The organism is Kitasatospora sp. MY 5-36 (assembly GCF_001182915.1).
Taxonomy (GTDB): Bacteria; Actinomycetota; Actinomycetes; order Streptomycetales; family Streptomycetaceae; genus Kitasatospora.
On record NZ_LFVW01000128.1, the window covers coordinates 1 to 23144 of the forward strand.

The following is a 23144-nucleotide window of genomic DNA, read 5'->3' on the forward strand; positions in this document are numbered from 1 at the left end:
GGCCCGCTGGTCCGGCTGGCCGCCGAGCACGCCCACGCGGCCGGTGCGCTGCGGATGCAGGACGGCCGCAACGCCACCGCGATGGCCTGCTACGACCGCGCCCTCACCTGGGCCGGGCTGGCCGCGGACCGGGCCACCCAGGTCGGCACGCTCAGCGACATGAGCATCCTGGCCCGGCTGGACGGCGACCCGGTCGCCGCCCTCGGCTACGCCCGCGAGATCGAACGGGCCGCCCCGGACCGGCACTGGGCCGGCGCGATGGGCCGGATCAGCCGGGCCCGGGCGCACGCGCTCACCGGCGACGTGCGGGCGACCGTCCGGCAGATCGACCTGGCCCGGTCGCACCTGGACCACATCGGCGCGGAGGACGAGGTCGACGTGCCCTGGCTCTCCATCGCCTCGATGAGGATGCGGGTCGAGTCCGCGGCGGCGGCCGCGCTGCGCGACCTCGCCGCCGCCACCGACGACCCCCGGCTGGCCCGCCGGGCGCTGGACGCCACCGAGACCGCCCTCGGCCTGCTCGGCCCGGACCAACTGCCCTCCAGCCGTCTGCTCTTCATCGTCCGCGCGGCCGACTGCCACGTCTGCGCGCACGACCCGGCCACGGCCGTCGACCTGCTCGGCCCCGCCCTGGAGGCGACCGGCGCGACCGCGCTGCCCGCGCTGGTCGAGTACGAGCTGCGCGGTCTGCGCGACCGTCTCGCGGCGCACGCGCCCCGTGCCGCACACCGATGGGCGGAGCCGGCCCGCTCCTGACCCGGGGGCGCTCCTGGAGTCGCGGCGCCGGCCGTGGGATATGGCCGGATCGATAGCCGCGCGCGGCGGCGCAGAAGGGGCGCACATCAGCGCTCGAAGATCTGCACGACTGTTGTCACACACCGTCAAGTCCCGCTTCTTCTCGACAATGCGCCCCCTTCGCGCCGCACAGACGTCAACTTCGTGCGCGTATAGTCCGCCGATCGGGTCATTCATGGAGTTAACACGTCGAATGACTGTCACGGCGCGCGTCGCCCGCTAGAGTCTCTGACGTTTCCAGTCGTTAGTCCGCGAAGAACGGGGGGCGCGTGCTGTCAGCCATTGCCCGCCGGCTCGCCCATCCGCTGCTGCTCCTGGGTGTGCTGTGCACAGCCGTCGCGACCCTGCACTTCCGCTGGGGGCCGGACCGGGTCTCCCCGCTCTTCCTGATCGCCGTCCTCGTCTACCTGGCGGTCCTGGAGCGGGTGATCCCGTACCGGACCGACTGGCATCCGAGCCGACGTGAACTCGGCTGGTACAGCGTCTACTTCGCGCTGAGCATGGTCGGCGGCGCACTGGCCCAGGGGCTGGTGGCGACGCTGGTGCAGGTGCTCGGCCCGGCCCACCCGGCGCTGCCGTTCGCGGTGGAGATCCCACTCGCGCTGCTGGTCGGCTCGCTCGGCGACTACCTCGTGCACCGCTGGTCCCACCGCAACAGGTGGCTCTGGCGGCTGCACGGGGTGCACCACGTCCCGGACAAGGTGAACGTCGCGAACAACGGCGTGAATCATTTCCTGGACGTGTTCGTCGCGCAGTCCGTGGTGCAACTGTCGCTGGCGCTGATCGGATTCTCGGCGGATTCAGTGTTCGTGGTCGGAATATTCGTCCTGGCTCAGGGGTATTTCGTCCACGCCAACATCGAAGTCCGCATCGGTCCGCTCGGCCACGTCCTGGCCGGGCCGGAACTCCACCGCCTGCACCACAGCACCGACCTCGCCGAAGCCGGCCACTACGCCTCCGACCTCTCGCTCTGGGACCACGTGTTCGGGAGCTTCACCTGGCGGCCCGGCCGAGTGCCGAAGGCCGTCGGCCTCACCGACCCGGCCGCGTTCCCCGCCACCGGCGAACTCGGCGCCACCCTGCTGCACCCCTGGCGCCGGGCGAAGACCACCGAGCAGTCCGTCTGACCCCCGGCCCGAGCGGCCGCTCCCACCTGCCCGTGTCCCCGGCGCCACGCCATCACCACCCCGGATTGGATCATGACCTCCTCGCCCTTCGCCGTGCCCCGCGAACGCATCGCGATCACCGGTATCGGCTGCCGCCTGCCGGGACACGCCAACGACCACCGGTCCTACTGGCGCAACCTGATCGAGGGCCGGGACTGTCTCACCGAGACGCCCGCCGACCGCTACGACACCGGCACCCTGGGCAGCAGGGACCGGGCCAAGCCGGGGCGGCTGATCGGCGGCCGGGGCGGCTACATCGACGGCTTCGACACCTTCGACCCGGACTTCTTCGGGATCAGCCCACGCGAGGCCGAACACATGGACCCGCAGCAGCGCAAGCTCCTGGAGGTCAGCTGGGAGGCCCTGGAGGACGGCGGCCTGCGCCCCGGCGAGCTGGCCGGCCGGGAGGTCGGCGTCTACATGGGCGCCTTCACCCTCGACTGGAAGATCCTCCAGTTCGCCGACCTCGACTTCGCCACCATCGCGGCGCACACCGCGACCGGGACCATGATGACGATGGTGTCCAACCGGATCTCGCACTGCTTCGACTTCCGCGGGCCGAGCGTCTCGATCGACACCGCGTGCAGCTCCTCGCTGGTCGCGGTCCACCTCGCCTGCCAGAGCCTGCTCCGCGGCGAGACCGAACTCGCCCTGGCCGGCGGCGCGTTGCTGCACATGGCGCCGCAGTACACGATCGCCGAGACCAAGGGCGGCTTCCTCTCCGCGGACGGCCGCTCGCGCGCCTTCGACGCCTCCGCGGACGGCTACGTCCGGGCCGAGGGCGTCGGCGTGGTCGTGCTCAAGCGGCTCTCCGACGCGCTGCGCGACGGGGACCCGGTGCACGCCGTCATCCTCGGCACCGGCGTCAACCAGGACGGCCGCACCAACGGCATCACCGTCCCCAGCGCGGACGCCCAGGTCACCCTGATCGAGCGGGTCTGCGCCGAGGCCGGGGTGCTGCCCGGCAGCCTCCAGTACGTCGAGGCGCACGGCACCTCCACCCCGGTCGGCGACCCGATCGAGGCCGCCGCCCTCGGCCGGGTGCTCGGCGTCGGCCGCCGCGCCGGGGACCGCTGCTACGTCGGCTCGGTCAAGACCAACATCGGGCACACCGAGGCGGCGGCCGGCGTCGCCGGGCTGATCAAGACCGCGCTCGCGATCAAGCACCGCCGCATCCCGCCGCACCTCAACCTGGAGCGGCCCAACCCCGGCATCGACCTCGACGCGCTGCCGTTCGAGATCCCGACCGCCCCGGTGGACTGGCCCGAGCACCGGGGCCCGGCCCGGGCCGGCGTCAACTCCTTCGGCTTCGGCGGCACCAACGCCCACGTCCTGCTGGAGGAGCCGCCGCGGCCCGGGCCCGCCGCACCGGTGGCCGAGCCGGCCCGCACGGTGCTGCCGCTGAGCACCAAGGACGCCGCCGGACTGCCCGAACTGGCCGCCGCCGTACGGCAGGAGCTCGCCGGCGGGACGCCCCTCGCCGACCTCGGCCACACCCTGGCGCACCGCCGTCAGCACCTGCCCGAGCGGCTCGGCGTGGTCTACTCCACCCGGGAGGACCTGGACGAGGCGCTGGCCGCGTACGAGCGCGGCGAGGAGCACCCGCGGGTGGTCCAGGGCCACGCCCGGGAACGCCGGCAGCGCCGGCTGGCCTGGGTGTTCACCGGCATGGGCCCGCAGTGGTGGGGCATGGGCCGGGGGCTGTACGAGCACGAGCCGGTCTACCGGGAGGCCGTGCGGGCCGTCGACCGGGAGATCCGCGCGCAGGCCGGCTGGTCGCTGCTGACCGAGCTGGACCGCGACGAGGCGGACTCCCGGATGGCCGAGACCTGGCTGGCCCAGCCCGCCAACTTCGCCGTCCAGGTGGGGCTTTCGGCGCTCTGGCGGAGCCACGGCCTGCGCCCCGACGCGGTGGTCGGCCACAGCACCGGCGAGGTCGCCGCCTTCCACGAGGCCGGGGTCTACGACCTGGCCGACGCCGTCCGGGTGGTGCTCGCCCGCAGCCGGCTCCAGCAGCGCCTGGCCGGCACCGGCACCATGCTCGCGGTCGGCCTCCCGGAGGCCGAGGCGGAGCGCCGGATCCGCCCGTACCGCTCCCAGATCTCGCTCGGCGCGGTCAACAGCCCCTCCGCGGTGACCCTGGCCGGGGACGCCGAGGCCCTCGGCGAACTGGCCGAGGAGCTGCGCCAGCAGGGCGTCTTCGCCCGCCTGCTGGACGTCGAAGTCCCGTACCACAGCGTGCGGATGGACCCGATCCGCGGCGAGCTGGTGGCCGCGCTCGCCGCCATCAAGCCCCAGGCGGCCCGGCTGCCGCTCTACCTCACCGCCCGCGAGGGGCTCGCCCGCGGGCCGGAGCTGGACGGCGAGTACTGGTGGCAGAACGTCCGCAACCCGGTGCGCTTCCGGGCCGCCGTCGAGCGGATGGCCGAGGACGGGCACGGGCTGTTCCTGGAGCTCGGCCCGCACCCGGTGCTCGGCCACGCGATCCGCGAGTGCGCGGAGCAGGCGCACACCCTGCCGTCGATCCGCCGGCAGCAGGACGAGCCCGAGCGCCTCGCCCGCAGCCTCGCCGAACTGCACACCCTCGGCGTCGAGTTGAGCTGGGACGCGCTGCACCCGGCCGGCCGCCCGGTGCCGCTGCCGGCCTACCCGTGGCGGCGCGACCGGTACTGGGTGGAGCCCAAGCCGGTCGAGCAGGTCCGGCTCGGGCGGCTGGACCACCCGCTGCTCGGCCGCCGCACCGCGAGCGCCCAGCCCGGCTGGACCGGCACCCTCGACCCCGAGCGGCTGCCCTACCTGACCGACCACCGGATCGAGGGCCAGGTGGTCTTCCCGGCCGCCGGGTACCTGGAGATGGCCGCCCAGGCCGTCCGCACCCTGACCGGCGGCACCGAGGTGACGCTGGCCGAGATCGAGCTGAACCGGGCGCTGTTCCTCTCCGAGGCCGAGCCCGTCCCCGTCCAGCTCGGCTACGCGCCGGAGGACGCCCGCTTCACCATCGCCTCCACCCCGGCCGGCGGCGAGCCGACCGTGCACGCGGGCGGCCGGGTCCGGACCGGCCAGCGCCGCTCCTACGGCCCCGCGCCGGACCTGGACGCCCTGCGCGCCCGGGGGCGGCACCTGGACGGCCCGGACTGCTACCGGCAGCTGGCCGAACGCGGCTACGACTACGGCCCCGCCTTCCAGGCCATCGCCGAGGTGTGGGCGGGCCCTGGCGAGGCGCTGGCCCGGATCCGGCCGACCACCCAGCTCGGCCCGGACGCGGCCGACCACCACCTCCACCCGGTGCTGCTGGACGGCTGCTTCCAGACCCTGCTCACCACCCGGCTGGCGGTGCCCGAGGGCGGCAGCGTTCGGCTCCCCGTCTCGATCGCGGAGGTCCGGCTCGACGCGATCGGCGACCGCCCGCTCTGGGTGCACGCCACCGTCACCCGGGACAGCGGCGAGGAGCTCGTCGGCGACCTCGCGCTCTACACCGAGGACGGCACCCCGGTCGGCCGGGTCACCGGCTTCCGGGTCGCCGACGTCGCCCAGGCCCCGGCCTCCGTCGGGCTGTCCACCATCGACGGCTGGCTCACCGAGGTCGACTGGGTGGCCGCCGCCGAGGCGCCCCTCGACGAGACCCCCGGCGACCTGCTGCTCTTCGCCGACGAGGGCGGCCTCGGCGACCGCCTGGCGGCCCTGGCCGCCGGGCGCGGCACCCGCTGCCACCTGGTCCGGCCCGGAGACGAGTACCGGCACGGCGAGGGGCACTCGACCGTCCGGCCCGACTCCGCCGAGGACGTCCGGCGGCTGCTCGCCGACCTCGACCCAGCCTTCGGCACCGTCGTCCACCTCTGGAACCTCGACCAGCCCGCGCTGGCCGCCACCGCCGCCGACCGGCTCGGCCCGCTCGCGACCCTCGGCGCCTACTCCCTGATCACCCTCGCCCAGGCCCTGCCCGCCGCCCGCCCGGACGGCCGGCTGCACATCGTCACCCGGGGCACCCAGCCCGCCGCCCCCGGCGACCGGGTCGAACCGCTCGGCGCCCCCGCCTGGGGCATCGGCCGGGTGCTGTGGCAGCAGGAGCTGGTCGCCCAGCGCGGCACCCTGATCGACCTCGACCCGGCCGTCGACGCCGCCGAGCAGGCCGAGGCGCTGCTCGCCGAACTCGCGGCCCGGGACGAGCAGGAGATCGCCCTGCGGGCCGGCGTCCGGCTCACCAGCCGGCTGCGGCAGGCCGAGGGCCTCACCCGCCCGCTGCCGCCGGTCCTCCGCCCCGACGGCAGCTACCTGGTCACCGGCGCCTTCGGCGCGCTCGGCCGACTGCTCTGCCGCACCCTCGTACGGCGCGGCGCCCGGCGGCTGATCCTGGTCGGCCGCACCGCCCTGCCGGAGCGCTCGGAGTGGGCGTACACCGACCCGGACACCCCCGTCGGCGAGCGGATCGCCTTCCTGCGCGAACTCCAGGCGCTCGGCGCCGAACCGCTGCTCGCCCCGGTCGACGTCACCGACGAGGCCGCCCTCGCGGGCTGGCTCGCCGACTACCGGCAGCGCCAACTCCCGCCGATCCGGGGCGTGTTCCACCTCGCCGGGCAGGTCAAGGACACCCTGCTGGCCCAGATGGACCGTCCGGCCTTCGACGCCGGCTACGGCCCCAAGGTGGTCGGCGGCCACCTGCTGCACCGGCTGCTGAGCGACGAACCGCTCGACCACTTCGTGCTGTTCGCCTCCGTCGCCTCGCTGCTCACCACCGCCGGACAGACCAACTACGCAGCCGGCAACGCCTTCCTGGACGCCCTGGCCCACCACCGCAGGGCCGAGGGGCTGCCCGGGCTCAGCCTGGACTGGGGCCCGTGGGCCACCGGCATGATCGAGGAGCTGGGCCTGGTCGCCCACTACCGCGACGCCCGCGGCATGAGCTCGCTGCCGCCGGACGCCGGAACGGCCGTCCTGGAGCGCGTCCTCGGCCAGGACCGCGCCCAGCTGCTGGTCGCCACCGTGGTCGACTGGCCGACCTTCCTCGCCTGGTACCCGGCGCCGCCGCCGCTGGTCGCCGACCTCGCGGCGAGCGCCGCCGAGCAGGCCCCGGCCGAGACCGGCGGCTTCCTGGACGCCTACCGCGCGGCCGACCCGCAGGCCCGCCGGGAGCTGGTCGCCGAGCGGCTGACCGCCGCCGCCGCGGCCGTGCTGCGGATCGCCGCCGAACGGATCGACGCCGACACGAGACTCGGCGCGCACGGCCTGGACTCGCTGCTCGCCATGGAGCTGCGCGCCCGGGTGCACGGCGAACTGGGCGTCGCCCTGCCGGTGGTGGCCCTGCTCAGCAACGGCAGCCTCGGCGACCTGGTCGACCTGCTCACCGAGGGCCTGGCCGAGCGGCTCGCCGCCGCCGGCGGCCCGGCCGAGGCCGAGGTGGAGCTGTACGCCGACGAGTCCCGCTTCCCGCTCACCCACAACCAGCAGGCGCTCTGGTTCCTGCGCCTGCTGCACCCGGACGGCTTCGCGTACAACATCGGCGGCGCCGTGGAGGTCCGCGCGGAGCTCGACCCGGAGCTGATGTTCGGGGCCTTCCGGTTCCTGGTCGCCCGGCACCCCGAGCTGCGCGCCGCCTTCACCGCCGAGGAGGGCCGCCCGGTCCAGCGCATCCGGGAGGAGGTCGAGGCCGACACCGGGCTGTTCGACGTCGAGGGCCGGCCGTGGGAGGAGATCCACGACCTGATCGTCCGCGAGTACCGGCGGCCGTACGACCTCGCCGAGGACCCGCTGGTCCGGCTGCGGCTGTTCCGGCGCGGGCCGGACCGCTGGGTGCTGATGAAGGCCGTCCACCACATCGTCTCGGACGCGATCTCCACCTTCACCTTCATCGAGGAGCTGTTCGAGGTCTACGAGGCGCTGCGCCAGGGCCGCCCCCCGGAGCTGCCCCCGGTGCCCGCCCGCTACCTGGACTTCCTCAACCGCCAGAACCGCTTCCTGGCCGGGCCCGAGGCCCGGCGGATGCTCGACTACTGGCGCGGCCACCTGCCGGCCGAGATGCCGGTGCTGGCGCTGCCCACCGACAAGCCGCGCCCGGCCGTGCAGACCCACAACGGCGCCTCCGAGTTCTTCCAGCTGGACGCCGAACTCACCGCCCGGGTACACGAGTTGGCCCGTGCCAACGGCGCCACCCCGTTCATGGTGCTGCTCAGCGCCTACTACCTGCTGCTGCACCGCTGGTCCGGGCAGCCGGACATCGTGGTCGGCAGCCCGGTCACCGGCCGCACCCAGGAGGAGTTCGCCTCGGTCTACGGCTACTTCGTCAACCCGCTGCCGCTGCACGTGAGCCTGGCCGGGGAGCCGACCGTGGCCGACCTGCTGGCCCGGGTGCGGGAGAGCGTGCTCGGCGGGCTGGACAACCAGGAGTACCCCTTCCCGCTGCTGGTCGAGCAGTTGGGGCTCCAGCACGACCCGAGCCGCTCCGCGGTGTTCCAGGCGATGTTCATCCTGCTCACCCACAAGGTCGCCGTGGAGCGCTTCGGCTACCGCCTGGAGTACATCGAACTCCCGGAGGAGGAAGGCCAGTTCGACCTCACGCTGTCCGCCTACGAGGACCGCGCGGACGGCTGCTTCCACTGCGTCTTCAAGTACAACTCCGACCTCTTCGAGCCCGCCACCGTCCAGCGGCTGGCCGCGCACTACCGCAACCTGCGGGACGCCATGACCCGCGCCGCCGAGGGCGAGCCGGTCGGGCGGCTGCGGATGCTGGGCGAGGCCGAACGGCGGGAGATCCTCACCGGCTTCAGCGGCGCCGAGCGCCGGATCGAGCACGACACCCCGGTGCCGGAGCTGATCGCCAAGGCCGCCGCCGAGCGGCCGGAGGCGGTCGCGGTGGTCGCGCCCGGCCGGGACGGCGTCCGCCGGCTGACCTACGGCGAACTGGACCGGCAGTCCCAGCGCACCGCCGTACGGCTGCGCGAACTCGGCGTCGGCGAGGGCACGGTGGTCGCGGTCTGCCTGGACAAGTCGCCCGAGCTGATCAGCACCCTGCTGGCGATCTGGCGGGCCGGCGCCGCCTACCTGCCGCTCGACCCCGGGCACCCGGCCGACCGGCTCGCCCACCAGGTCACGGACGCCGGAGCGGCGCTGGTGGTGGTCGACCAGCGGCGCCCGCTCCCGGCCGACCTGCCCGCCACACCGGTCACCCTGGAGGAGCTGGACCGGCCCGTGCTGGGGGGCGCCGTACCGCTGCCCGCCGCCGACCCGGACCGGGCCGCCTACCTGATCCACACCTCGGGCTCCACCGGCCGTCCGAAGGGGGTCCGGGTCGACCACCGCAACCTGGCCGCCGTCACCGCCGGATGGCGCGCCGAGTACCGGCTGGACACCGAGGTCCGGGTGCACCTCCAGATGGCCGGCACCGCCTTCGACGTCTTCTCCGGCGACCTCGCCCGGGCGCTCAGCACCGGCGGCACCCTCGTCCTGGTCGACCGCGAGCTGCTCTTCGACACCGCCCGGCTGTACCGGGTGATGCGCGAGGAAGCCGTGGACGGCGGCGAGTTCGTGCCCGCCGTGGCCCGCGCGCTGCTGGCCCACTGCGAGCGCGAGGGCCTGCCGCTGGACTTCCTGCGGCTGCTGATCGTCGGCTCCGACTCCTGGAAGGCCGCCGAGCACCAGCGGGTGCGCGCCCTGTGCGGCCCGCGGACCCGGCTGGTCAACTCCTACGGGCTGACCGAGGCCAGCGTCGACAGCACCTACTACGAGGGCGCCACCGACCGGCTGGAACCCGGCCGGATGGTGCCGATCGGCCGCCCGTTCCCGAACAGCGCCGTGTACGTCCTGGACCCGTACGGGGAGCCCGTCCCGGTCGGCGTGCCCGGCGAACTGTGGATCGGCGGCGCGGGCGTCGCGGCCGGCTACCCCAACGACCCGGAGCAGACCGCGCGGCGCTTCGTCACCCTGGACCTCGACGGCACGCCCGCGCGGCTCTACCGCACCGGCGACCTCGGCCACTGGGACGCCGCGGGCACGGTGCACCTGCTCGGCCGGATCGACAACCAGGTCAAGGTCCGCGGCCACCGGATCGAGCTGGGCGAGATCGAGGCCCACCTCACCGCCCGCCCGGAACTCGCCCAGGCCTGCGTGGCCGTCCGCCAGGACGCCCGGGGCGAGGCCGTCCTCGCCGCCTACGTGGTGCCCGCCGAGGGCACCGTGCTGGACCGCCGCGAACTGCGCCGCCACCTGGCCGAGCACCTGCCCACCGTGATGATCCCCTCCTACCTCACCGAGCTGCCCGCCCTGCCGCTCACCCCGAACGGCAAGGTCGACCTCGCGGCCCTGCCCGAGCCCAAGGCCGACACCGCCGGGGCCCAGCACGAACCGCCCGTCACGCTCTACGAGACGAGCGTCGCCGAGCACTGGCGGAACCTGCTCGGCCTGGACGAAGTCGGCCTCCAGCACGACTTCTTCGAACTCGGCGGCAGCTCGATCCGGCTCATCGAGCTGATCCACCACCTCCAGAGCGAGTTCAACATCAGCATCCCGGTCGGCCTGCTGTTCAAGGTCACCACCCTGCACGGCATGGCCCGCACCGTCGAGCAGATCATCACCGGCGAGGTGGCCGGCGGCGAGCCCTACCTCTGGTTCAACGCCGGGGCGCCCGAGGAGCACACGGTCTTCTGCTTCCCGCCGGCCGGCGGCCACGGGCTGGTCTACCGGCAGCTCGCCGCGCACCTGCCGGAACACCGGATCGCCTCCTTCAACTACCTGACCGGCGGCGACAAGACCGCCCGCTACGCGGACCTGGTCGAGGAGCTGCACGCCGCCGGGCCGTACGTCCTGCTCGGCTACTCGCTCGGCGGCAACCTCGCCTTCGAGGTGGCCAAGGAGCTGGAGCGGCGCGGACGCACGGTGGCCTCGGTGCTAATGGTGGACGCCTACCGGGTCACCGAGGCCTTCGACCTCGGTGAGGAGCACCTGGCCGTCTTCGAACGCGAACTCCACGAGCACCTCCACCGCCACACCGGCTCGCGGATCGTCGCCCAGGAGACCCTCGAACAGGCCAGGGACTACCTGGAGTTCAGCAGCCGGACGCCCAACACCGGAACGGTCAGGGCCCAGTTGGACGTGGTCTGCGAGCGCGACCGGCTCTCCGTGCACGTGGGCGGCGAACCGGGCTCCTGGCACGGCGCCTCCACCACGGGCACCGCGGTGTACGTCGGGCACGGCGCCCACGCCGAGATGCTCGACGGGGACTTCGCCGCCCGCAACGCCGAACTGGCGGGCGCCATCCTGGCCGGGGGCACCGCCGATGGCCGCGGCTGACCGCGGGCCGGACTGGTCCGGCAGGGAGCGGTCCGCCGGCGGCCCGCCCCGGGTGATCGTGATCGGGGCCGGCCTGGCCGGCCTCGCCACCGGCTGCTACGCGCAGATGAGCGGCCTGGAGACCCGGATCTTCGAGAAGCACGTGCTGCCCGGCGGCTGCTGCACCGCGTGGTCCCGGCACGGCTACCTGTTCGACTACTGCATCGACTGGCTGATCGGCACCGCCGAGGGCACCGGCGCGCACCAGGTCTGGAGCGAACTCGGCGCCCTGGACGGCAAGTCGGTGACCCGCTTCGACACCTTCAACCGGGTGGTCGACGAACACGGCCGGGCCGTCACCTTCTACGGCGACCCGGACCGGCTCGAGGCCCACCTGCTGGCCCTCGCGCCCGGCGACGCCAAGCCGATCCGGGCCTTCTGCCGCGACCTGCGCCGCTACGCCGCGATGGAGCTGCCCTGGGAGCTCACCCCGCCGCCGCTGCGCACCACGGCGGAGCGGCTGCGCACCCTGCGCGCCGTCCTGCCCGCGTTCCGGCTGTTCTGGCGCACCGCGACCACCCCGATGAGCGGCTTCGCCGAGCGCTTCCAGGACCCGCTGCTGCGGCGGGCCTTCCCCAACATGTTCCTCCAGGAGCCCGAGGGCTTCCCGCTGCTGCCGTACCTCTACACCCTGGCGGCCGCCCACAACGGCAACGCGGGCTTCCCGCAGGGCGGTTCGCTCGGGTTGGCGCGCTCGGTCGAGGAGCGCTACACCTCGCTCGGCGGGGTGATCGGCTACCGCTGCCGGGTCGAGCGCGTCCTGATCGAGGACGGGCGCGCGATCGGGGTGGAACTCAAGGACGGCACCCGGCACTTCGCCGACCACGTGGTGGCCGCCTGCGACGGCCCGACGGTGCTCGAACGGCTGCTGGAGGGCCGCTACTCCAGCCCCGCCACCGAGAAGCTGTACGGCGAACTGCTCGACAAGCCGGGCAACCTGTACCCGGCCGTGGTCTCCGCCTTCGTCGGCATCGACGGACCGCTGCCCGAGGGCGAGCCGCACAGCACCACCTACCTGCTGACGCCCGAGGACGGCGAGCGGCTGCCCGGCTCGCTCCAGCGCAGCCTGGTGGTGCAGCTGCGGTCCTCCTACGCGGACGGCTTCGCGCCACCCGGCAAGTCGGTGCTGCACTGCACCTACTTCAGCGACTACCGCTCCTGGAAGGACCTGCGGACCGGCGACCGCCGGGCCTACCGGGCGCGCAAGCAGGAAGTCGCCTCGTTCGTCCGGGAGTTCCTGGAGCGGACGTACCCCGGGCTCGGCGGCCGGATCGAACTCGTGGACGTGGCCTCGCCGGTGACCACCGAGCGGTTCACCGGCAACACCTACGGCAGCATCCTCGCCTGGCAGGCCTTCTCCGAGGCCGAGGACGCCGCCAACCGGCTGGTCAACAAGGACCGGATGCGGCTGCCCGGGCTGAGCGGCTTCTCCATGGCGGGCCAGTGGACCGCGCTCGGCGGGCTGATCCGGGCCGCCACCAGCGGACGGTTCGCCGCGCAGTACCTCTGCCGGGAGCTCGGCCGGCCGTTCCGGGCCTGGCCCAGCGACAACCGGGAACCCTGGCACGCGGGCAAGTGGGGCCGCCTGCCGCAACTCGACCGCGCCACCGTGGGAGCGCCGGACGTGGGAGTGCCGGAGGCAGGCGTGGCGGAAGTGGGTGTGGCGGAGTGAGCGGGACGACGACCGGCGGCCGGCAGAGCATGGTCATCATCGGCGGCGGGCTCGGCGGGCTCTCCACCGGCTGCTTCGCGCAGATGAACGGCTACCGCACCCGGATCCTGGAGATGCACGAGATCCCCGGCGGCTGCTGCACCGGTTGGGACCGCGGCGAGTTCACCTTCGACTGCTGCATCAGCTGGCTGCTGGGCAGCGGTCCGGGCAACGAGATGCACCAGATCTGGCTCGAACTCGGCGCGCTGCAGGGCAAGCGGATGCGCAACTTCGACGTCTTCAACGTGGTGCGCACCCGGGACGGCCGGGCGGTCTACTTCTACTCCGACCCGGACCGGCTGGAGGCCCACCTGCTGGAGCTGGCCCCGGAGGACGCCCGGCAGATCCGGCAGTTCTGCGCCGGGCTGCGCAAGTTCCGTCTGGCGCTGGCCCGTTACCCCTTCCTGAAGCCGGTCGGGCTGATGGGGTGGTGGGAGCGGACGCGGATGCTGGCCTCCTTCCTGCCGTACTTCAACGTGATCCGGCGCTCGATCACGGTGCTGATGAGCGACTACTCGGCGAAGTTCCGCAGCCCGCTGCTGCGCGAGGCGTTCAACTTCATCCTGTACGAGAAGCACCCCAACTTCCCGGTGCTGCCCAACTACTTCCAACTCGCCTGCCACGCCGGGCAGTCGGCCGGGGTGCCGGAGGGCGGCTCGCTGGGGCTGGCCACCTCGATCGAGCAGCGCTACCGGCGGCTGGGCGGCGAGATCACGTACAACACCAAGGTGACCGGGATCCTGATCGAGGACGACCGGGCGGTGGGGGTGCGGCTGAGCGACGGCCAGGAGGTGCGGGCGGACATCGTGGTGGCCGCCTGCGACGGCCGGACGACCATGATGGACCTGCTCAAGGGCCGCTACCTGAGCGACACCTACCGCCGGCTGTACACCCAGACCATCACCGAGCCGGGCATGGTCTTCCCCGGCTACGTGACCGTCTTCCTCGGCCTGCGCCGGCCCTTCCCGGCCGGGGATCCGTGCACCACCTACCTGCTGGAGGACGAGGTCGCCGAGCGGCTCACCGGCATCCGGCACCCGAGCATCAACGTCCAGTTCCGCAGCCGCCACTACCCGGAGCTGTCGCCCGCCGACACCACCGTGGTGTACGCCAGCTACTTCTGCGACATCGCGCCCTGGCGGGAGTTGAGCACCGGGCCGGAGCAGGAGCCCCGGGTGCGGCGCGGCGAGGAGCTGCACACCCTGCCGGTCGGCCGGGGCCGGGAGTACCAGCGGGCGAAGCGCCGGGTGCGCGACACCATCGTCGAGTACCTGGACGGCCACCACCCCGGGCTGCGGGACGCGGTGGCGGTCAAGGACGTCTCCACCCCGCTCTCCCAGGTCCGCTACACCGGCAACTACAACGGGACGGTGCTGGGCTGGCAGCCCTTCGTGGAGAGCGGCGAGACCCTGGAGGAGGAGGTCAAGCGCAACGGCCCGGGGCTGCCCGGCCTCGCGAACTTCTACCTCTCCGGGGTCTGGGCGACGACCGGCGGGCTGATCCGGGCGGCGGCGGCCGGCCGGCACGTCGTCCAGTTCATCTGCCGGGACGACGGCAGGCCCTTCAGGGCCGAGGTGGACGACAGCGCACCGCCGCCCACCCTGCTCATCGAACCGGTCGGCCCCGCCGACCGCCAGTTTGGAGTCACCTCGTGAGGATCGAGAAGTGGGTCGTGCGGGAGCACGTGGACGGCGTGCCGGACGTCGAGCGGATGTACCGGAAGGTCGTGGAGGAGGTGGACGTCCGGCTCGCGGCGGACGAGATGCTGCTGCGCACCCGGTACGTCTCGGTCGACCCGTACCTCCAGGGCATCGCGCTGGACACGCCGATCGGCGACCACATGGGCGCGGACTCGATCATGGAGGTGGTGGAGGCCGGGCCCGCCGCGCGCTTCGGCGTCGGCGACCTGGTGCAGGGCTTCGGCGGCTGGCGCACCCATCTGGTCAGCACCGGCGCGCCGAGCTTCTGGCAGACCGGGACCTTCCCGATGGTCTTCCCGGCCTTCCGCCGGCTGGACCCCGCCGACTACGGCGATGACCTGCCGCTGACCACCGCGCTCGGCATCCTGGGCGGGCCCGGGATGACGGCCTGGGGGACGGTGGAGAAGTTCCTCGACGTGCGCCCCGGGTCGACGGTGCTGGTCAGCGGGGCCTCCGGGGCGGTCGGCTCGCTGGTCGGGCAGCTGGCCAGGCACCGGGGCGCCCGGGTGATCGGCACCACGGCCTCGCCGGAGAAGGCGGAGCGGCTGTGGGAGCTGGGCTTCGAGGGGGTGCTGCTGTACCGCGACGGCGACGCGCCGGAGCGGCTGCGGAAGGAGTTGGCCGAGCTGGCGCCGGAGGGTATCGACCGGTACTTCGACAGTCTCGGCGGGGCGCTCACCGACGTGGTCTTCGGGATGCTCGCGGTGGAGAGCCGGGTGGCCGTCTGCTGGCAGTGGGGGAGCCAGGTCGGCGGGGACTGGGCGGGGCCGGCGGCTGCTGCCGATGATCATGTTCCCGCGCACCACGATCCGCGGCATCTTCTCGCTGGAGTGGTTCACCGAGGAGAACTGGGCCGCGCTGCGGCGGGACCTCGGCGCACTGGTCCGTAGCGGGGAGCTGGCGTACCAGGAGACGCTGCACCGGGGGTTCGACAGCATCCCGGCGGCCTACCGCGGCCTCTACCTGGACCGTTCGGCGAACCGGGGGAAGGTGCTGGTCGAGCTCTGAGCGGACGGATGTGCGGCAGGGCCCTTCGGCGGATGTGCCGAAGGGCCCTGGTGCGCGGTCAGCCCAGGGTGAACCAGGTGCTGCGGGACTTCTTCCACTCGGGGTGGGTGAGGTCCTTGGCGGCGGTGCCGTCGTTGTAGAGGTCGGCGGAGCCGTCGTCGGTGATCAGCTGGGCGCGGGCGCCGGGGGCGTCCAGGTCCGGGACGTCCGGGACGGCCTCCCAGGCGCCGTAGTCGCTGGTCGGCAGGTCGATCAGCTTGGTCGGCCTGGAACCGGGTTGACCGTTCCAGCGGTAGAGCGCGTACGGGGCGGAGTTGTCCTCGGCGGACCAGGAGCCGGCCACGATCAGGTACTGGCCGAGGTCGTTGCGGCGGATGTCGCGGACGGACAGCCCGCCGAGGTCCAGCTCGACCGGGTCGCCGAAGGTCGCGTGCGCGGCCGAACCGTTCAGCAGGGACGGGAGGTTGGTGACCGGCACGAGCAGCGCCCGGCCGCCGGTGACGGCCGGGGTGAGCGGCGCGCGGAAGCCGATGTAGGCGGTGCTGGTGCTGCCGGGGGCGAACTCCAGGCCCTCGACGTTGAAGCCGTCGATCTGCTTGGGCGCCTGGCCGTCGGCGGCGCCGGCCGCGAAGCCGTAGCGCTTGCCGTGGGCGTCGTCCCAGGCGATCAGGTCGTCGCGCAGGCCGTGGTAGGAGCCGGCCAGGGACAGCCGGGTGTCGGCGCCGGAGCCGGTGACGGTGGTGGCGAAGACGGTGTGCCGGTCGGGCTTGACCACGCCGTCCTTGTTGTTGCCGAGCGAGCCGGTCCAGTAGATGGTGTCGCCGACCCGGGTGGCGGCCTCGATGTCGATCTCCTTGGAGACGCCGAGGGCCGAGCTGAAGTCCCAGGTGCGGACCGGCGCACCGGAGTTGTCGCGGTCGTACAGGCGCAGGGTGTTGGACTCGTCGTCGCCGACCAGGATGAAGCCGCCGCCCGCGTCCACGGCCGCCGAGGCGTCGCTGGAGCCGGTCAGGTAGCGGCTGGTCGCCGAGGACCGGACGGCGGGGGAGGCGGCGTAGTGCAGGGTGCGGGTGGCGCTCTTGCCGCCGAGGCCGGTGACCTTGATGGTGAGGTCGGCGTAGCCGGCGCCCTGGGCGGCGACCGCCAGGGTACGGGCGCCGCCGGTGCCGCTCACCGTCACGTCGCCGGTGCGGGCGACGGCGCTGCGGGTGGTGGCCGAGGCGGCGACGGTCAGCGCCGAGGCCGAGGCGCCGGACTGGGCGACCGTCACCGTCACGGTCGGGTCGCCGGTGGCGCCGACGGCACCGGACAGGTACCCGGCCGAGAAGGTGATCGTCGGGGTGCCGTACGAGGCCGCGCCGGCCGGGAGGGCGGGCAGGGCGAGCACGGGCACCGCCGCGACGGCGACGGCGAGCGGCAGCAGGCGGCGGAGGGAACGCGACACGGTGGCTACCCTTCGGCAGGAGGCGGGAGTTGACGGAGGGTGCAAGCCTGCTGGCGCTCGGCGAACACCGACCCTACGGCGACCTTACGAGCAGGGACGGGCGGGCGAACAGCACGCCTCGCGGCGGTGAAGGACCGTGCGCTCAGCCGGTGATGCCGCCCGCCCGCAGGCGGCGCTCGACCGCGTCCCAGTCCGGGGCGACCGGCTCGGTCCTGCGGGTGCCGACGCCCTTGTCCTTGAAGCCGCTGGAGGTCGACACGCAGACCACCGGGCCGTCGGAGAGGTCCGGCTCGCCGAGGCTGCGCAGCCCGGCCAGACCGGCCGCCGCGGACAGCTCCGTCCAGAGCCCCGCCCGGGCCAGCTCCCGCTGGGCGTCGGCGAGTTGGCCGTCGTCCAGGGTCAGCGCCCGGCCGCCGCTCGCACGGACCGCGAGCACGCCCCGGTAGCCGCTGACCGGGGAGGTGATCGAGTACGCGTCGCTCGGGCCGACCGTCACGTGGGTGGCCGGCAGACCGTCGGCGATCGCCCGGGCGAGCGGACCGGAGGCGGCCGTCTCGCAGGAGTGGATGCGCGGCACCCGGTCGGTCAGGCCCAGCCGGTGCAGCTCGACGAACCCCTTCCAGACGCCGAACAGCAGCTCGCCGTAGCCGGTCGGGACGAACACCGCGCTCGGCAGGCCGACGTCCTGGAAGATCTCGTACGCGACGGTCTTGTAGCCCTCGGGGCCGTACGCGTGCCCGGTGTGGGTGGTGGTCAGGTTGCTGACCGGGTGCAGGCCCAGCCGGTCCACCACCTGGCGCAGCAGCGGCCAGCGGGCCTCCCACGGCACCGGGAGCACCACCGCGCCGTAGGCGTTGAGGAAGGCGTCGACGTTCGGCGGCGTGTCCGGGCCGGTGAACACCACGCAGCGCAGCCCGGCGCGGGCGGCGTAGGCGGCGGCCGAGGCGCCGTGGTTGCCGGAGGAGGCGACCGCGAGGCCCGGCGCGCCGGCGCCCACGGCGGCGCTGGTGGTGCAGCGGTTCAGCCGGTCCTTGTGGCTCCAGGTGGGGTTGCGGGACTCGTCCTTGACGTACACCCCGGGCGAGACCTCCACCAGCGGGGTGGCGCCCTCGCCCAGGCCCGGCGCGAGCAGCGGCGGCAGCAGCGGGGCCCAGCGCTCCAGGCCGCCGCGCACCGGGGCGGGGGCGAACAGGCCCGCCGGGTCGGCCTTGTCGTAGGCGTAGTCGACCTCGACGGGGTAGGAGACGTCCTCGGTGCTGGTGCGCGGGCAGCCGGCGGTGAGCGGGGGCCAGAGCGGGTAGTCGAGGGCGGGGTCGCCGAGGGAGCGCTGGCCGGTCGCGAGGGAGTCTTCTGTTGGCATGCCAGGAGACTAGCCGGGCGGCCGTCCCGCGGTCCGGCGGTTCGGCGGGCCGCGGCGCGAACCCGTTCGTGGGGGACCGGTTCCGGCTGTTCCGGGCGTTCCGGGTCGGGCCGGCGGGGTGGCGGTGTTCAGCCGCCCTGGCGGATCGCGGAGATGTCGAACTCCAGGACGACCTTGTCGCCGACCAGGACGCCGCCGCCCTCCAGGGCCGCGTTCCAGGTGACGCCGTACTCCTTGCGGCTGATGGTGACGGAGCCCTCCAGGCCCACCCGGAGGTTGCCGTACGGATCGACGGCGTTGCCGGTGTACTCGAAGTCGATGGTGACCGGGCGGGTGGTGTCCTTGATGGTGAGGTCGCCGGTGACCCGGAAGTCGCTGTCGGAGCGCGCCTCGACCGCGGTGGAGCGGAAGGTGATGTCGGGGAACGTGGGGGCGTCCAGGAAGTCGTTGGTGCGCAGGTGCTGGTCGCGCTGCTCCACGCCGGTGTCGATGCTCTCGGCCTTGATCACCACCTGGCCGGAGGAGCGGGACGGGTCGGCGCCGTCCAGGTGGGCGGTGCCCTCGAACTGGTGGAACGCGCCCCGGACCTTGGTCACCATGGCGTGGCGGGCGACGAAGCCGATCCGGGTGTGGGTGGGGTCGAGGACGTAGTCGCCGGTGAGTTCGGAGAGGTTGGCGGTCATGGTCGGCATGCCTCCTGGTGCGGGTCCCGGGTCTCGGCCCGGGGCTGGTCGGGCGGTCCCCGGACCACGCTAGGGGCAGATCCCGCGGGTCGCGCGTCGGGCTGGGCCTAAGTGGGGCACGGGGTGGGAAGGCTCGCGGGGTACGTCGGAGGAGCGGGGAGACGAGGGGGCCGGATTGGACAGCGGGATACGGGCGATGGTCGACGCGGTCGGCGAGGCGGAGCGTCAGGTGCGGGAGAACGCGCTGCCGAAGGCGCGGGACAGCGCCCGAGAGAGGGTCCCGGAGAAGGAGGAGGCGGCGTTGCTGGGTGCGCTCGCCGGGCTGGTGGAGAGCATCGGGGAGCTGGCGGGCGCGGTCGGCGGCCGGGTGACGAACCGGGACACGGCCAGGACGTACACGGTCGCGGGCAGGCGGCTGCGGAGCGAGGCCGGCAACCTGCGGGGCGACGAGGACGAGACCGCGGCGCGGTCCAGGTGACCGGCCGCCGGTGCCCCCGGCCGGGGGCACCGGCGGTGTCGCTCAGCGGTGGCTCGGGAACTGCACCACCTGCTGGTAGGTCGGGCGGTTCTGCCAGGTGGTCTTGGCGTCCGTCACGCCGCCCAGCGGGCGCTGGATGATCGTGTCGGCGCACCACTGGTCGCCGGCCGCGCAGTCCGCGTCGCCCGGGTAGACCTGGGCCGGCGTCCGGGCGGCGGCCTGCTTCAGGGTGGTCAGCAGGACGGTCCGGCAGGCCGCGAGGTCGCCGCCGCCGCAGAACGGCCGGGCCAGCGGGCCGGCCACCCGGTCGCCGAGGACGGCGCGCAGGTCCTTGTCCAGGTAGCTCCACCAGCCGTACTGGAAGGCCGAACCCTTGTGCGGGATGGCCTCGTTGGCGCTCACCGGGCCGCCGCCGGGGCCGGTCTGCCCGCCCGAGGGGGACTCGTTGATCTGGAGGGCGCCGGTCAGCGCGCCGAACAGCGGGTCGCCGAGGCCCGGCCGCATGACGCCCTCGGCGACCAGTGGCCACCAGGCGTCCATCACCCGGATCGCGGTGGCGTCCGCGTAGCCGTGGCTGCCCGGTGAAGTCTCCTTCCGCTGGCCTCCGTTGGCGAGCCAGGCCTCCAGTTGTTGCAAGGCGGTGAGGGTGGCCTGGTCGGTGACGGGCGCGCTGCGCAGCACGCGGATCAAGTCGGGCAGCACGTCCTCGGCCCGCAGGTCGGCCAGGGCGGCGCCCTCCATGGCCTGGGTGAGCGAGACCCGGCTCACCTTGCCGCCGTTCCCGAGCAGGGACTTGACCCGGTCGTCCAGCAGGTTGCCGCGGTGCACCGAGCCGTTGCCGAAGCCGGCCGAGGTGTAGCCGTTCGCCTGCTTGTTGTTCCAGGAGATGTAGTAGTCCTGGTTGACGGACTGCGGGTGCTCGGCCGCCGGGGTGTACCGGGCGGTGTTGGCGACGGGGTCGAAGTCGGCCCACTCGTAGACGGGTTGGGCCTTCACGGGGAGCCCGGGGTCGACGCCGGGGGCGCGGACCGGGTTGCTGCCGGAGTTGTAGTACGCGATGTCGCGCGAGTCGGCGTAGAACCAGTTGAAGGTGTAGTTGATGTCCTGCGCCGCCTGCTGGAACCCCGTAGCGTCGTGCACCGCGCCGGGGTCGTTCAACTCCTGGAAGCCGATGATGGATTCGGCCTCGTGCCGGTAGGTGGAGCGCAGCGAGGTGAAGGCGACGGGTGCGCCGCCGACCGTGCCGCGGGCGGTGACCAGGCCGTACCGGGAGCGGTTCATCACCAGGGTGTAGGACCCGGCCGGGGTGGAGTCGGCGGTGGTCGGGTTCCAGGCGTTCTTGCGTTCCAGCCGGTCGAAGGGCAGGCACTGGCCGTGCCAGATATAGGAGTTGGCGGCGGTGGTGACCGGGGAGCCGTCGGTGGTGCAGAGCGGGACGGCGTAGGTGTCGGTGATGTCCTGCCCGGCCGAGGTGGCGCTCCAGGCGTAGTCCTGGCCGCGGCCGAGCTGCACGTAGAAGCTCAGGCCGGCGAAGGCGGCGCCGCGTGCGCTGATCCCGGGGCCCTGGATCTCCTCCAGCATCAGCAGTTGCGGGGCGAAGTAGCCGGTCTGCGGGCCGAACACGGCCACCGGGTGGCCGTCGTCGGTACGGGCGCCGGAGACCAGCAGGGCGTTGGACATGCCGTGCCGGGCGGTGAGCAGGTTGCCGGGCAGGACGCCGTTCGCCGCGGAGTCGGCGGAGTCGGCGGAGCCGGTGGCGTCGTAGACGACCCGCTCGGGCACCACCGAGCCGGGGTCGGGCAGCGCCTCGCCCTGCGGGTGGTCGGGGACGGTGGCGTACGGGAAGCTCTGCCCGTCGTGCAGGGTCTGGACGGCCTCCGGGTCGTCCGCCTCGCGCAGTGACGCCCAGACCGCGTCCCCGGCGTCCTTGCCGTACCGGGCCTCGGCGGCCGACTTGACCTGGGCGGAGGCCAGTTCACCGCCGCCGCCGGAGCCGAACAGGGCGCCGACCACGGAGGCGAGGGCGACCAGGTCGGTCAGCTTGAACGGCTCGATCGAGCCGGCGTTGGTGATCGGGTCGATGTGCCCGGTGAGGTCGTACTCGCCCGGGAAGGTGCGGGCGTTGTAGGACTCCTTGGCGTACTGGTTGACGCCGTCGAGGTAGGCGTTGGCGTCGGCGAGGGCCTGGGTGGCCCGGCCGCCGCGGGCGGCGATGGTGTCGATCTGCTGCTGGAGCTCGGCCTCGGTGTACGGGGCGGCCTGCCAGAAGGTCTGCTCCAGCTGGCGGTTGGCGGCGGCGCCACCCGCGAAGCCGGACAGCTGGCCGCGGCCGACGTGCCGGAAGAGGTCCATCACCCAGAGCCGGTCCTGGGCGGCGGCGTAGCCCGCGCCGAACTCGGTGCCGTAGCGGGTGGTGCCGGTGATGTGCGGGACGCCGGTGGCCTTGTCGCGCACGATGGCGACGTCCGGGCGCGGACTGGTGGTGCTGGCCACCTGGTCGGCGGGGACGCCGAAGGAGGCGTCGTTGAAGAAGTCGCGCAGCTTGGCCTCGGTCAGGCCGGGGTAGCCGGAGGCGAGGGCGGCGTAGGGGCCGAGCTGGTCGTCGGTGTGCGCGGGGCGGGTGCCGAAGGCCCGGTTGAGCAGGATGTCGGCGAGGGTGGCGTTGCCGTTCTCGCCGGGCGGCAGGATGTCGGCGCAGTGGCCGCCGCAGTAGTCGTTGGCGGCGGCGGTCGCGGGGGCCGGCGCGGCGGCGGTGGGGGTGGTGGTGAGGGCGGCGGTGACGAGCAGGGCCGAGGCGAGGGCGGCGGCCGGGAGTCGGAGGGAGCGGGGGCGTTGGCGTTGGCGTGACCGCAAGGCGGACTCCTCCGTCGAAGTCTCACGGAAGAGTCGACGGTAGGGGTGCTACTGGCCGGTTGGCTAGTGGCGTGCATGCCATTTCCCGTACGGGGGAGCGGAGTTGGCCGTCCGCGGGTCGGTCGGGAAGGAGCGGCGCCGCACCTGCCGGGCTCAGTCCGGAGGTGCGGCGCCGGGTCGGTGGCGCGTCGGGTCAGGGCTTGAGCACCAGGCGGATCGGGTCGCCCTCCTTGTGCTCCAGCGCCTCGACCGCACGGGCCGCCTCGGCCAGCGGGAAGGTGCCGCTCACCGAGCGGGAGAACTCCAGCCGGCCGCCGCGGACCAGGTTGACCAGGTCGACGACGTCCTGGCCCTCGGAGCCGTAGTGGCCGCGGATCTGCTGGCGCAGGTAGCTGACCAGGGTGCCGTTGGTGACGGTCAGCGGCTTGTTGGTGAGGCCGACCAGCACCAGGCGGCCGTGCTCGCCGAGGGTGGCCATGGCCTGCTCGCGCACCGGGGCGACCCCGGCGAAGTCGAAGGCGACGGACAGCGGGCGGCCGCCGGTGGCCTCGCGCAGCAGCCCGGCGAAGCCCGGGTCGGCCGGGTCGAGGGCGGCGTCGGCGCCGAAGGCCAGGGCGCGCTCGCGGGC

Annotated in this window: 10 protein-coding genes and 2 pseudogenes; 7 read left to right on the forward strand and 5 right to left on the reverse strand. The window is 73.8% G+C overall.

Annotated features, from left to right (window positions below; translation table 11 throughout):
* The 6 genes and pseudogenes from AE652_RS10100 to AE652_RS10125 form a co-directional block, all read left to right on the forward strand.
* A pseudogene (locus tag AE652_RS10100) lies at nt 1–756 on the forward strand (XRE family transcriptional regulator); the annotation flags it as partial.
* A 308-nt stretch (nt 757–1064) separates the two neighbouring features.
* A complete protein-coding gene (locus tag AE652_RS10105; protein ID WP_234348325.1) occupies nt 1065–1922 on the forward strand; it encodes a sterol desaturase family protein in 858 nt (285 codons plus the stop codon).
* 72 nt (nt 1923–1994) lie between these two features.
* The gene (locus AE652_RS10110; RefSeq protein WP_049650904.1) at nt 1995–11240 is read left to right on the forward strand and encodes a non-ribosomal peptide synthetase/type I polyketide synthase; all 9246 of its coding nucleotides are present in this window, start codon (nt 1995–1997) and stop codon (nt 11238–11240) included.
* Complete coding sequence (locus AE652_RS10115; protein ID WP_082345612.1) at nt 11227–12951, forward strand: NAD(P)/FAD-dependent oxidoreductase; 1725 nt, start codon at nt 11227–11229, stop codon at nt 12949–12951. The genes AE652_RS10110 and AE652_RS10115 overlap by 14 nt, the downstream gene beginning before the upstream one ends.
* A gap of 29 nt (nt 12952–12980) precedes the next feature.
* On the forward strand, nt 12981–14645 hold the full coding sequence (locus tag AE652_RS10120) for an NAD(P)/FAD-dependent oxidoreductase (protein ID WP_049650911.1): 1665 nt from the start codon (nt 12981–12983) through the stop codon (nt 14643–14645).
* Nucleotides 14642–15698, forward strand: a pseudogene (locus AE652_RS10125) (NADP-dependent oxidoreductase). Before AE652_RS10120 ends, AE652_RS10125 begins: the two are co-directional and overlap by 4 nt.
* Nucleotides 15699–15756: 58 nt before the next feature.
* Here AE652_RS10125 and AE652_RS10130 read toward each other — a convergent pair.
* From AE652_RS10130 to AE652_RS10140, 3 genes are all read right to left on the reverse strand, one after another.
* Nucleotides 15757–17142, reverse strand: coding sequence for a hypothetical protein (locus AE652_RS10130; protein WP_107086405.1), 1386 nt, complete (start codon nt 17140–17142; stop codon nt 15757–15759).
* A 142-nt stretch (nt 17143–17284) separates the two neighbouring features.
* Entirely contained in the window at nt 17285–18502 is a 1218-nt protein-coding gene (locus AE652_RS10135) for a pyridoxal-phosphate dependent enzyme (protein WP_049650905.1), read from the reverse strand.
* A 128-nt stretch (nt 18503–18630) separates the two neighbouring features.
* The gene (locus tag AE652_RS10140; RefSeq protein ID WP_049650906.1) at nt 18631–19185 is read right to left on the reverse strand and encodes a YceI family protein; all 555 of its coding nucleotides are present in this window, start codon (nt 19183–19185) and stop codon (nt 18631–18633) included.
* Nucleotides 19186–19360: 175 nt separating this feature from the next.
* On the opposite strand from AE652_RS10140, the gene AE652_RS10145 reads away from it, so the two are divergent.
* On the forward strand, nt 19361–19663 hold the full coding sequence (locus AE652_RS10145; protein WP_049650907.1) for a hypothetical protein: 303 nt from the start codon (nt 19361–19363) through the stop codon (nt 19661–19663).
* Nucleotides 19664–19705: 42 nt separating this feature from the next.
* Here the strand turns inward: AE652_RS10145 and AE652_RS10150 are convergent, their stop codons facing one another.
* Together AE652_RS10150 and AE652_RS10155 are read right to left on the reverse strand one after the other, a co-directional pair.
* Nucleotides 19706–22516, reverse strand: a complete 2811-nt coding sequence (locus tag AE652_RS10150) for a penicillin acylase family protein (protein WP_082345615.1) — start codon at nt 22514–22516, stop codon at nt 19706–19708.
* Between the two features lie 193 nt (nt 22517–22709).
* Nucleotides 22710–23144 (reverse strand): zinc-binding dehydrogenase (locus tag AE652_RS10155; protein ID WP_049650908.1); only part of this gene is annotated, 435 nt, incomplete at its 5' end.